The organism is Flavobacterium hauense, assembly GCF_054457175.1.
Map to the genome: position 1 here is coordinate 1 of NZ_JBTKVX010000001.1, position 14,625 is coordinate 14,625.

4 protein-coding genes are annotated in these 14,625 nt (G+C 42.8%); all 4 read left to right on the forward strand.

Features of this window, described 5'->3' with window-relative positions; all coding sequences use genetic code 11:
* The coding region (locus tag ACX0HA_RS00005; RefSeq protein ID WP_458843204.1) for an autotransporter outer membrane beta-barrel domain-containing protein at positions 1-1,173 on the forward strand (1,173 nt) is incomplete at its 5' end.
* 33 nt (positions 1,174-1,206) lie between these two features.
* Positions 1,207-6,957, forward strand: coding sequence for a beta strand repeat-containing protein (locus ACX0HA_RS00010; RefSeq protein ID WP_458843205.1), 5,751 nt, complete (start codon positions 1,207-1,209; stop codon positions 6,955-6,957).
* A 54-nt stretch (positions 6,958-7,011) separates the two neighbouring features.
* Positions 7,012-13,302 (forward strand): hypothetical protein, encoded by a 6,291-nt coding sequence (locus ACX0HA_RS00015; RefSeq protein ID WP_458843206.1) that lies wholly within the window; start codon positions 7,012-7,014, stop codon positions 13,300-13,302.
* A 27-nt stretch (positions 13,303-13,329) separates the two neighbouring features.
* Positions 13,330-14,622 carry a gliding motility-associated C-terminal domain-containing protein gene (locus ACX0HA_RS00020; protein WP_458843207.1) on the forward strand — a complete coding sequence of 431 codons (1,293 nt, stop codon included), beginning with the start codon at positions 13,330-13,332 and terminating at the stop codon, positions 14,620-14,622.
* Positions 14,623-14,625: the final 3 nt, after the last annotated feature.

Genomic DNA, 14,625 nt, shown 5'->3' on the forward strand with positions numbered 1-14,625 from the left:
AATATCACTCTTGTAAACAATAACGACGGTACCTATACCTTTACAAATCCTGCTGCTGGAGTTCCAACGGTAATCACTAACACAACGAATTCAACGCTAAGCGTAGCTTCGGGTGACCTTGTGCTTACGGACAGTGAAGGCAATACAGTATCGATAGCCCTTTCAGCCCTTGGCGCTACTAATTCTACCCTTGCAATAGATGACAATGGTACAGCGGGCAACAGCCAGGATGATAGTTTAGTATTGACAGACAACACGGGTCATTCAGTAACGATTCCTCTGTCTTCAGTAAATATCTTAACGACTTTAGTTAATAATAACAACGGTACCTACACTTATACCAATGAGGCACGAGTAGATACAGTTATCGATGTAAATGCAGGCGCACTGCCATTCAGCAATACAGCATCAGGCCTTGCAGCTACAACAGTACAGGGCGCGATTGATGAGCTTGCAGCAGAGACCAATGATGCTGTTGAGGACATTACCCTTGTAAACAATAACGACGGTACCTATACCTTTACCAACCCTGCAGCAGGTGTGACAACAGATATTGATACTAACGCGAATGTGTTACCATTCAATAATGTGGCTTCTGGCTTAGCAGGAACTACAGTTCAGGCAGCTATTGATGAACTTGCGACCAATGAAAAAGAGCCATGGAGAGTAGAGCAGTCTAATACACCTGCTACAGCAAATGGAGAAAATATTTATCAGTCAGGTAATATAGGAATTGGTAACTTCTCAGGAGCTACAGATTTTGTTACGGCAAGACTGGATGTAAAAGGAGGAGACGTAAGAGTACGCGATATAAACACATCAACGGGTACATCAACAGACAGAATAGTTGTTGCTGATGCTAACGGAGTACTTAAAACTGTTCCGGCAACACCTGGTGTACGTACAGTAATTACGGGTTATGACGCTGTTGATGCAGATGAGACTATATTTGCAAATGCTACTACGGCTGATGTGTTAATTACACTTCCTTCTCAACCAATTGTAGGTAAAAAATATAATATTAAGAAAATTGATACATCGGATAATAAAGTAACTATTAGTGGTAACGGTAAAAATATTGAAGATTTAGCCAGTATTTCAGGAGCACTTCCTTATCAGGGATGGACGCTATTGTATGATGGTACTAAATGGATGATAATAAGCCGTATATAATTCGTATTTGCACTACTAATAAAAAAGTTTACAATGAAAAATAAATATATATTATCGGCAGCATTAGTGACTTTGCTTGGAACAGCAGCTGCAAATGCCCAAGTTGGTTTCGGTACGAATCAACCCGATCCGTCTTCGGTAATCGAAATGGTTTCTGCTAAGCGAGGTGTCCTTATTCCGAGGGTAGCTTTAACAGCCACAAATGTTGCTGCTCCGGTTGCTGCACCTGCAAATTCATTATTGGTTTATAATACTGATACCAATGGTTCAGGTCCTACAAGTGTAGCTCCCGGCTTCTATTACTGGTTTCTTGATCCAAATAATATATTAGACAGCAGATGGATACGCATAACTAATGTAGAGGATATAACTAAAGGTACTATTTCATCGACCGATCTTAGTGTTACAGGTGGTACCGATGCCACATTTAAAAATGTAATATTGAATATCAATGATGGAGCTGTTACGACTAATAAACTTGATGACGAAGCTGTTACTACTGCAAAAATTGCAGATAGCGCCGTTACGGAAACAAAACTTGTTGCTCCGGCATTAGATCCTGCAGACGATCCGATACTTCGTGTTCCTATTGCGACTAACAATGGTACAGTTGCTTATGGTCCATTGACTTCGGCTTATATCACAGGGGCAGATCTTAGCCCTACAGTAGGTGAGGGGTCGATAGTTGTAACTAACGGTTTAGGCACAACATTAAAAAATACTACAATTCATGTTGCAGATAGTGGTATTACCACTGCAAAGATAGCAGCTGATGCTGTAACGAATGCTAAATTGGCAGATGATGCAGTTCAGACAGAGAATATTGTAAACCTTGCGGTAACTACTGCTAAGCTTGACAATCTTGCTGTAACTACTGCAAAGATCGCTGCTGACGCAGTAACGAATGCTAAATTGGCAGACGATGCAGTTCAGACAGAAAATATACTAAACAGCGCAGTAACCGCACCAAAACTGAATTCAGGTTCAGCTACGGCAGGACAGGTTGCTACGGCAAACGGTTTAGGCGGTGTGACTTACGAAAGCCTTACCCCTGCGATGATAGGTACGGCAGCAGAGGATCTTACCGCTGCTGACGCAGCTAATGCTACTATTGAAGTAGATGGAGGAATAGATGCAGTTCTTGTAGCGACAAGCCTAAGGGTAAAAGATGAGAGCATTACTTCAGCTAAAATAAAAGACGGAGAAGTTAATACAGTTGATATAGCTCCCCTTGCTGTAACCACAGCGAAACTTGACAATCTTGCGGTAACTACTGCAAAGATCGCTGCTGACGCAGTAACGAATGCTAAATTGGCAGACGATGCAGTTCAGACTGAGAATATCTTAAATCTTGCAGTAACTACAGGAAAACTTGCTGCTGATGCAGTAACGAATGCGAAACTTGCAGACGATGCAGTTCAGACAGAGAATATACTAAACAGGGCAGTAACTGCACCAAAACTGAATTCAGGTTCAGCTACGGCAGGGCAGGTTGCTACGGCAAACGGATCAGGTGGTGTGACTTACGAAAGCCTTACCCCTGCGATGATAGGTACGGCAGCAGAGGATCTTACCGCTGCTGACGCTGCTAATGCTACTATTGAAGTAGATGGAGGAATAGATGCAGTACTTGTAGCGACAAGCTTAAGGGTAAAAGACGAAAGCATTACTTCAGCTAAAATAAAAGATGGAGAAGTTAATACAGTTGATATAGCTCCCCTTGCTGTAACCACAGCAAAACTTGACAATCTAGCGGTAACTACCGGAAAACTTGCTGCAGATGCTGTAACAAATGCAAAACTTGCAGATGATGCAGTTCAGACAGAGAATATTTTAAATCTTGCTGTAACCACAGCAAAACTTGACAATCTAGCGGTAACAACCGGTAAGATTGCTGCTGACGCTGTAACGAATGCAAAACTTGCAGACGATGCAGTTCAGACAGAGAATATACTAAACAGCGCAGTAACCGCACCAAAACTGAATTCAGGTTCGGCAACAGCAGGGCAGGTTGCTACTGCAAACGGATCAGGTGGTGTGACTTACGAAAGCCTTACCCCTGCGATGATAGGTACGGCAGCAGAGAACCTTACCGCTGCCGATGCAGCAAATGCTACTATTGAAGTAGATGGAGGAATAGATGCAGTACTTGTAGCGACAAGCCTAAGGGTAAAAGATGAGAGCATTACTTCAGCTAAAATAAAAGACGGAGAAGTTAATACAGTTGATATAGCTCCCCTTGCTGTAACCACAGCAAAACTTGACAATCTAGCGGTAACTACCGGAAAACTTGCTGCAGATGCTGTAACAAATGCAAAACTTGCAGATGATGCAGTTCAGACTGAGAATATCTTAAATCTTGCAGTAACTACTGCAAAACTTGCTGCTGACGCTGTAACGAATGCAAAACTTGCAGACGATGCAGTTCAGACAGAGAATATACTAAACAGGGCAGTAACTGCACCAAAACTGAATTCAGGTTCAGCTACGGCAGGGCAGGTTGCAACGGCAAACGGATCAGGTGGTGTGACATACGAAAGCCTTACCCCTGCGATGATAGGTACGGCAGCAGAGGATCTTACCGCTGCTGACGCAGCTAATGCTACTATTGAAGTAGACGGAGGAATAGATGCAGTTCTTGTTGCGACAAGCTTAAGGGTAAAAGATGAAAGCATTACTTCAGCTAAAATAAAAGACGGAGAAGTTACTACAGTTGATATTGCTCCCCTTGCTGTAACCACAGCAAAACTTGACAATCTAGCGGTAACTACCGGAAAACTTGCTGCAGATGCTGTAACAAATGCAAAACTTGCCGATGATGCAGTTCAAACAGAGAATATTTTAAATCTTGCTGTAACCACAGCAAAACTTGATAATCTTGCAGTAACTACTGCAAAACTTGCTGCTGACGCTGTAACGAATGCAAAACTTGCAGACGATGCAGTTCAGACAGAAAATATACTAAACAGCGCAGTAACCGCACCAAAACTGAATTCAGGTTCAGCTACGGCAGGACAGGTTGCAACGGCAAACGGATCAGGTGGTGTGACTTACGAAAGCCTTACCCCTGCGATGATAGGTACGGCAGCAGAGAACCTTACCGCTGCCGATGCAGCTAATGCTACTATTGAAGTAGATGGAGGAATAGATGCAGTACTTGTAGCGACAAGCTTAAGGGTAAAAGACGAAAGCATTACTTCAGCTAAAATAAAAGACGGAGAGGTTAATACAGTTGATATAGCTCCCCTTGCTGTAACCACAGCAAAACTTGATAATCTTGCAGTAACTACTGCAAAGATTGCTGCCGATGCTGTAACCAATGCTAAATTGGCAGATGACGCAGTTCAAACAGAGAATATCTTAAATCTTGCTGTAACCACAGGAAAACTTGCTGCTGATGCAGTAACGAATGCAAAACTTGCAGATGACGCAGTTCAGACAGAGAATATACTAAACAGGGCAGTAACTGCGCCGAAGCTTAATTCAGGTTCTGCAACAGCAGGGCAGGTTGCTACGGCAAATGGGGCAGGTGGTGTGACGTACGAAAGCCTTACCCCGTCAATGATAGGTACAGCAGCAGAGAACCTTACCGCTGCTGACGCAGCTAATGCTACTATTGAAGTAGATGGAGGAATAGATGCAGTTCTTGTAGCGACAAGCTTAAGGGTAAAAGATGAGAGTATCACTTCTGCCAAAATAAAAGATGGTGAAGTTAACACTGCAGATTTGGCTAACCTTGCGGTAACTAACGGAAAACTTGCTGCAGATGCAGTAACATCTGCTAAAATCCTTGATGGCGGAATTGGTAATGCCGATCTTGATGGGAATATTATTACAACTGATAAAATTGCACCTAACGCAGTAGAGACATCAGATATTAAGGATGCTAACGTAACCGCTGCTAAATTGACTGCCGGTACTGTTGCTCCTACAGATCCTTTACGAGTAGCTATAGCGGCTCAGGATGGTACGGTTACCTATGGAGCTGTGCCAGCAGGAAGCGTAACAGGAGCAAACCTTTCTCCTACAGTGGGTGAGGGGTCAATAGTTGTGACTAACGGTTTAGGGACTACACTAAAAAACACTACACTTCACGTAGCAGATAGTGGTATTACTACTGCAAAACTTGACAATTTAGCTGTAACTAACGGAAAACTTGCTGCAGATGCAGTAACATCAGCTAAGATAGCCGATGGTACTATTGCTCTTGTTGACATGGGCGCTAACTCTGTTGATTCATCAAAAATACTTGATGGAACAGTAACAAATTTAGATATGACGGGAGGTACAGGTGCTGCAAATCGTGTACCGGTAGCTGATGCTACGGGAGCAATAACTTATCAGACACTTACCCCAGCAATGATAGGTACGGCGGGTGAAGACCTGATAGGTGCTGACGCAGCTAATGCAACAATAGAGGTAGTTTCAGGTGGTACTGACGCAGTACTGGTACCTACGAGCCTAAGGGTAAAAGATGCAAGTATTACTTCAGCTAAAATAAAAGATGGTGAAGTCGCTACGATTGATATAGCCAACAATGCGATAACTACCGGGAAAATTAATAATCTAGCGGTCCAGACTGGGAAACTTGATAATCTAGCGGTAACTACTGCAAAGATTGCTGCTGATGCAGTAGATAATTCTAAATTGGCAGATAATGCAGTTCAGTCAGAGAACATATTAAACAGTGCTGTAACTACAGCTAAGATTAATAATCTTGCAGTAACTAAAGATAAGATTGCTGCCGATGTTGCCGGTGTTGGATTAACCAAAAATGTAACAACAGGCGCACTTGATGTAAATGTTGGTGCCATTGTAGGTGATGGAAACATTACTTCAACAGATCTAAGTGTTCTGGGAGGTACCGGTGCTACTTTAGAGAATGTTACTTTAAATATAAACATAGGAGCTGTAACCACAGCAAAACTTGATAATCTAGCGGTAACTACTGCAAAGATTGCTGCAGATGCAGTAGACAATTCAAAACTGGCTGATAATGCAGTTCAGACAGAGAACATTGCTGCTAATGCAGTAGAGACATCAGATATTAGAGATGCAAATGTAACTCCGGCCAAAATAGCGCCTGGAACTGCTAATCAGGTTCTTGTGACTAACCCTACAGGTAATGGCACACAATGGACAGATAAAAATACTTTTATAAGTGAGCCTTGGAGAGTACAGGGTGGTACTACAGCAGCCACAACCAATGCAGACAACATATATCAGAGTGGTAGGGTAGCCATTGGTGGTAATTTCGCTAGTGAAACATCTACAAATGCGCTTGATGTAGGCGCAGGTACCGTAAGGGTTAGAGATATCAATGCGGCCTATGTTCCTGCTGCAACTGATAAGATCGTGATGGCAGATGCACAGGGCGTTTTAAAAGCAGCTACTGCGGCTATGCCTAAATTCTTCTATATGCCGGCTGTAATTTTTGACACATCTGACTATGTGGGAACTCCAATAACTGGCAGAAAAAGAAATTTATATAAAGAATATTATGCCCAGTTTACCGGGAAAAGATTTGTTCAGGACCATGGAACAGGCGGAGATATTGATAATGCCACATCAAGCGGTACATTTGTAGCCAGTACGGGGTCTTTACCTGCATCACAGGTTATGTCTTTCCTTCCGGCAGCAGGTGATCTATATTACTACATAACATATTATGACACTACAGTATTTGAGAATCTTATGATTGATGCTAACGGTATACTATCGTATACACTGAAAGGAAACGGAACAGAAGCTTCTTATATGAACATTGTTTTTGTAGTAAAATAAAATTATGATTGGGGCAGGTATTTAAGGATGCCTGCCGCCAATTGAGAATATATTATGATAAAAAAATTACTTACATATCGTTTTGGCTTTATGCTTAAAGCAATGTTTTGCCTATCGCTTTTTTTAGCATTGGGTACTACAAATGTTATGGCACAGTTTGCTATTAGCGAAGATTTTAGAGGCAGTGGCAATCCGGATATCATCATTGGAGGCCCCGGCGGAACAGAAGGTACTGCGACTCTTACTTCCGGACTCAATGACCCGCTTAATGCGGGCTGGTTAAGGCTTACAAGAGCCGCAGACTACCAAAAAGGATATGCCTATGTAAATAAATCGTTTCCTTCTACATTGGGTGTATTGGTAGATTTTGAATATAAAATGTGGAGGGATGCCAATGATGGTAATGGAGGGGCTGATGGTATTGGTGTTTTTCTTTTTGATGCAACTTCTACTTTTAAATTGGGTGGATATGGAGGATCTTTGGGTTATGCGCCAAATACTACCGCTCCGGCTGTTACAGGTCTTGCCGGTGGATATGTAGGTGTTGGACTTGATGCTTATGGAAACTATTCTAATACTAATGAAGGAAGACGAGGCGGACCGGGAGAAACTCCCAATGCCGTTGTATTACGTGGTCCTACAACGACCGATGCTTTAACAACTAACAGATACTTAGCCGGTGTTGCACTTGGTGACAGAAGCGGAACAAATAACAATATCAGGGCGAGGGATGAAATAGATTTTAATACCTGGCAGGCTACAAGGCCGACTGATGCGCAATTTTATCGAAGAGTACAGATAGAAATTACACGCCTTGATGCAGCAGATATTTATTATAATGTAAAAGTGAGATGGAAGACATCTCCAACAGGTAATTTCATTAATGTAGTTGATTATACTACTACTGATGTACCTCCTGCATTGCTGAAACTTGGTTTTGCTGCTTCAACCGGTGCCAGCAGGAACTACCACGAGATCAGGAACCTGCTTGTAACAACCCCAGGTAACCTTCGTGTGGTTAAAAGAGCCGATAAAGATATATTAAGAACCATTGCCGGTTCTAACGAAATTACCTATACCATTGAGGTAACTAACGATACTGATTTTGATATTCCGGGAATTTCTTTTACCGACAGGATTACTGACTCTTATGGTAACCTGATTCCGGAAGGAACAACCGGATTTAACGTTACAGAGATAACTCCAAGCGGATTTTTATCAGCAGCGTTACCTACTGCTGCTTCTCTTACAACAAATGAGATTATTGGTAATTTAGTATTGGCGGCCAATACTACAGGTACTATAACAATTAAAGGTAATTTGTATGTGCTGCCTGATGGAAGTATCCTGCAAAATATGGCAAGTGCAATACCCGGCCTTGATGAAGATCTTAACAACAATACGTCTACCGTAAGGACACCTGTTACAGCCGAAGATGTTGATCTTATGCTTGTAAAGACGGTTGCTGACCAGTGTATAAATAGTGGTACACCATCAACATTTACTGTACGTGTATTTAATAATGGTATAGCCGGTACCAGCTTCAGAAGGCTTGGCTATGTTGGTACAAGGGTAGCTTTTTCTGTTGTAGTGCCTCCGGGATACACTTACAATGACATAACAACGGGCGGTTTAATTGGAACACCCACTGATAATGCAAATAGTAACGTTACCTCCAGATGGTCAAGAGTTGAATTATTAAACACTCCTTCTGCGAATTATAAAACGTATGTATATATAGCACGTGGAACAGATGCGGGAGGAGCAGCACAAACATTAGCAGCAGGCTCCTTCTATGATTATCCTGTAACATATACCATGCTGCCTCCTGTGGGAACAACCATTTTTACCGATACATCTAGAGCCAGACTATTTACCGATGTTGACTACCTCGGTTCAATAGAAACTGCCCCTAACATGGTTAATAATAATGCCAGCAAAACAGTATACTTTAAGCCTCCGCCACCAACAGTATCTTCTACATCATTAAGCTATTGTGTTGATGAAGATGCTCCGGAGCTTATCGCTACAAAAACAAATACATCTTACACGTTGAGATGGTATCTGACAGCAGGAGGTTTCTCTTCTGAATATCCTATCAAACCGGACACATCGGTAAAAGGTTCTTATACCTATTATGTTAGCCAGGTTAATGGCGATTGTGAAGGGCCAACTTCTCCAATTGTAGTAAATGTTGGGCCAAATGATACAGGAAGCATATCAATAGCTGCAATTAACTGTCCGGGAAATGTTACTATTACAGGTGTTGCCCCAACAGGTTCAAGCACGACACCTACATACCGTTGGGTAAGATCGGCTGACGGAATAAATTCAACACCTATTTCAGGTGCCACCGGTAACAGCTATACTGCACCAGGTTTAACTGAAACTACTTATTTCCGCAGGTTCACAACTGTGACCTACAATGGAAAAACTTGTGAAGGCCCTAGCAACTGGGAAAGGGTATATCTGCCAAAACCCGGTGTTATTGGCTATTCGCAGGCAGGATGTAGTACTAATAATAATTTTGACCCCGCATTTAGCAGTGTGGAACCCGGCGATGTAGGAACCATTAATGGCGTTACTTACACTTACAGATGGCAAAGATCTACCAACGGAGGAACCACCTGGACTGATATAACTGGTACAGCAGGAGCTGCGGCTAATTATACGGCTGATAATGTATCAGCTACAACACAATATCGACGTTTGGTTAGGTATAATAGTAATAGTTGTGAAGCACCGAGTAACATTGTAGTGGCCTATGTTAGTAATAATCAAACTTTGTTTGGTGGTGGCACTATAGGCAGTAATCAGACAATATGTTATAATGCCACACCCGCTCAAATTACATCAAGTTCTGCAGGGCTCGGAAATGGATTCTACCAGTGGGAATATTCGATTAATGGTAGTGCTGCAACTGGTAGTCAGGTATGGAATGTTATTGCTGACGCAAGCCCTACAAGCGGTAATTATAGCCCCGGACCTTTAACGCAGGATACCTGGTACCGTCGTAGAAAGTTAGCCTGTGGTGACGATCAACTTGCTACGCCAGTAGTTAGAATAACGGTGCTAAATCCTCTGGCGGGGACTATTACCGGAACACAGACTATATGTTATAACGGAACGGCAACAATTAACGGTTCAGCCCCAACAGGTGCTACAAGTTACCGCTGGGAGGTAGCCGATGGTACCAACGGAGGTGCTTGGAATGCTATGACTGAAAACACCCGAAATATTACAGTAGGCCCTTTGACAGGGACAAAACGATATAGAAGATATACTATTCAAAATGGCTGTGAATCTGTGGCTACAACGGGTGTTATAGTAACGGTTAAAGCCGAAACTAATCCGGGTGTTATCGGCAGTTCACAGACTATATGTAACTCAGGCCCCGTTGCTCAGCTTACGGGTACTGCAGCTTCCGGAGATACAGGAACCTCAGGCTCTATTACTTATCGTTGGGAAGTTTCAACTACTAATGCAGCAAACTCATGGGGTAATGTTACTCCGGCTGCTACAGGTGCGAGTTACACACCTCCAACACCTCCGGGTGTAAGATACTATCGTCGTGTGGCAATCGTATCCAGAGGAATAACAGGTGAAAGTTCTTGTGAAACTCCGAGTAATGTTATAACACTAACTCCACAGACATCTCCAAGCGGAGGTGTGATTAATGTAGCTTCTACAAGAGTATGTTCGGGAGGAAGCGCTGTTTTTGGTAATCAAACACCCGGAGGTAACTTTACCAGCTATCAATGGCAGTACTCTACAGTAGCGGGACCTTCTTTTAACTGGATAGATATTCCAAATTCTAATAGTGCTACTTATACAAGTTTTCCTTTAACGCAAAGGACATGGTTTCAGCGTTTAGCAGTTAATGAATGTAGTTCTAGTACTTCCGGAGATATAGGTATCGATGTCACTACGGTTAACCCGGGTAGCCTCGGTCCTGATAAAACTATTTGTAATGGTACTTCACCAGGAGAATTAGGATCGGGTGCGGGTACAGCAGCGGGCTCGGCTAATACCGGTACTACTGTAAGTTATCAATGGCAATCGGCTCCTAATGCAAGTGGTGGTTCTTTCACCAATGTAGCATCAGGAGGAACATTAGTGACTTATACTCCGCCGGGTAATCTTACCGGTACAATGCGCTATCGTCGTATTACTTCGAGAACAGATGGTACAGTAACCTGTACAAACTCTGTAGACATAATGGTAACCGTTCAGACTATCCCGGAAAGGGGAAGTATAACTGGTCCGGCAACTACAACAGTCTGCAGTGGATCGAATGTTACCATAGCTTCAGGCGGTGCCGGTAGTGGTGATGCACCGGTTGTTACATACCGTTGGGAAGCTGCGCCTGTTTCTACAGGAATATTCGCAACTGTTGCAGGACAAACCGGAGAAACACTGACGGTAAATGGCATTACAGCCTCTACAAGGTTCCGTCGTTATACGGTATCGACTGTAAATGGTGTTGACTGTTTATCGCCTGCAACAGTCCCAGTCACTATTACAGTTCCTGATCTTGTAGCGGGAACTATTGCCTCTGATCAGGTGGTTTGTCAAAACAATAGCACTCCGGCTCCTCTGACATCTGCACTGGGAGGTGACGGAAGCGGAACTAATTTTAGCTACCAATGGCAGTCATCTTCTCATGGTAATCCTAGCGGTTCCTGGAATAATGTTGGCACAAACAGTTCAACCTATAATCCGGGATCATTAGGCGTGAGTTTATATTTCAGAAGGCTTGTAAGATCGACTACTAATGGTGTGCCTTGTGAAGCTTCAAGTAATATTATACGGGTAATTGTAACAGCACCTCCGTCTGAGGGAAGTTTGGGTAATAATAATCAGCCTGTTTGTTACGGCGGTACGCCTACAGCAATTACATCAAATCAGAATGGAAGTTTAACTACTCCGGGCGGTGTGCTAACGTATGCGTGGCAGTCATCGACAAATGGAGGGGGAACATGGAGCGGAGATATTCCGGGTGCTGACGGGCCAACATATACACCACCGGCACCGGCTACGCAAAATACACTATATAGAAGATATGCTGTAGCTACTTACGGATCAAACTTCTGTCGTTCCTATTCTGCGGCTGAAGGACAGATACGTATTATGCCAAATGCTTCGGCGGGAACTATAAAAACAACGGGCAATGCAACAAGTCTGGACATTTGTAGTGGTACTATACCACCGCCAATACTAAATGACGTGAGCAGCACTAATGCTAACGGTGGTTATGTATGGCAGTATTCAACGGCTACTATACCATGGACAGATTTAGGGCCATCAACTTACAATACTACATATACACCTACATCAGCAATAACAGTTACAACCTATTACAGAAGGATTGGACTCTCTAGTGCTGATATAATATGCCGTGGTACAGATCCGTCTAATGTTGTGACTATGAATGTGGTTACAAGCCCGGCGGGTGGTACAGCTGGCAATAATCAAACTATCTGTAGTGGTAATACACCTACAACACTTACCGTTACGGGAGGTGTAGCGGGAACATATCGTTGGGAAACGAGGACTAGCTTATCGGGTACATGGGCTACAGTTACGCCGGCGGCTGCGGCAACAGGTAGCGATTATTCTCCGGGACCTCTTACCCAAACAACCTATTATAGAAGAGTAACATTAGCTGGAGCTTGTGCCAGCGATGGATATTCAACTACGGTTACGATTACGGTAACGCCATCAGTTGTTGGAGGTACTGCCAGTGCTAACCAGAACATTTGTAATGGTGCGCCAACAACTACGCTTACGGTTACCGGATCTTCTGCGGGGACTTATCGTTGGGAGGTTTCATCTACTAATTTAGCTAACTCATGGTCTCCTGCCGGTGCAACAACAGTAGATTATAATCCTGGAAATTTAAATGCTACACGTTATTACAGGCGTGTAACAATATCAGGTTCATGTGAAGGTATTTCAAGCGTAGTAACCATAACAGTGTCGGCTCCAACAACAGCGGGTTCTATAAGCGGAACTCAGACAATATGTATGGATACGGTTCCACCTGTTATTTTAGGATCTACTGCTCCTGCAGATCTTGGCGGAGGTTCAGGATCGATAAAATACAGATGGGAATCATCGCCTAACGGTTCTACAGGATGGGCAACCATTCCCGGTGCCGAAAACAGCACATATCAGCCACCGCTTTTACATGCTACTAGATATTACAGGCGTTATACCGTCTCAGAATCTACGGTAGGAGGCATTAAAGCAACCTGTGAATCCGGATCAACGGGCACGGTTGTTGTAACCACAAAAAACTGTAAGATTATCACCAACCCTATGGTGCGCTCAAGAGTTAATTAATGCACCCCAATGCATAAACGATATAAAATGAAAAGAGGTATAATACTAATCGTGTTTGTGATGTTTTCGGCAGTTATTTTTGCCCAAAACACAGGACAAACAGTTAATCAGGGAACATTATATGTAAGCCCTAATACTGTTATGACTATCATGTCTGATTTTGATAATAAGGACGTGGGCGAATATGAGAACAACGGAGAAGTAATTTTTCGCGGTAATTTTAATAATGACGGAATCACAACATATAACATAAACAAGGGTGAAGGATATACCCGCTTTGAAGGTTTTTTACAGCAGAATATAACAGGCAGCATGCCGGCTGAGTTTTATAATGTATTGTTCAACAATCCAAACAACACTGCAACAGAAGCAGCTTTCCGTTTATTTGGGGATATTTCGGTTAGCGGCAACGCAGATTTTTTAGATGGAGTACTCAAGGATGATGTATTTGGGGGAATCATTGTATTTGAGAACAATGCAACTCACAGTAATGTGGGCAACGACAGCCACGTAGACGGTTTTGCCATTAAAAATGGAAGTACTGAATTTATCTATCCTATAGGTGATCAGGATTCTATTGGCAATAATGAGCGCTATTACAGGTATGCTGCTATTTCTGCTTCTGCTGATCAGGCTAGTAGCTTTAACGGTAAATATTACCTGCAAAATTCTGATGAGATACACCCTCATATTAAAAAAAGAGGTGTCATAGAAATCATAGATACCAAAGAATACTGGAGGATAGATAAAGCAGGCAGCGATACCGATGTTATGATCACACTTAGCTGGGATACAGCTACTACCTCTCCGGAGATCGTAAGCCAGCCTTACGAAGAGATCCATATTGTGAGGTGGGATGATGTCGAAAAGGTGTGGGTAGACGAAGGTGGTGTCGCAAATGCGGTAAACGCCACTCAGGGCACGGTGACCACCGTTGTAAATGTAAAAGGATATGGTATTTTTGCACTCGCAAGGGTTAAGACAGATGTTATACTCCCTGGTGATATTGTAATCTATAATGGTGTAACGCCGGATGGCGACGGACAGAATGACTATTTTGTTATTGATAACCTGAAAAACTTCCCTAAAAACACGGTAGAAATTTATAACCGTTGGGGTGTCAGAGTTTTTGAAACAGCAAGTTATGATACAAGCGGAAATGTCTTCAGAGGAGTCTCTGACGGAAGGGCCACTGTTACAGGAGCTAAAATATTGCCTACAGGAACTTATTTTTACATAATTAAGTATGTATATGAAATGCCTGGTATCCCTGCGAGAGAAATTAAAAAAGCCGGGTACTTGTATTTAAGTTCAGATTAATAC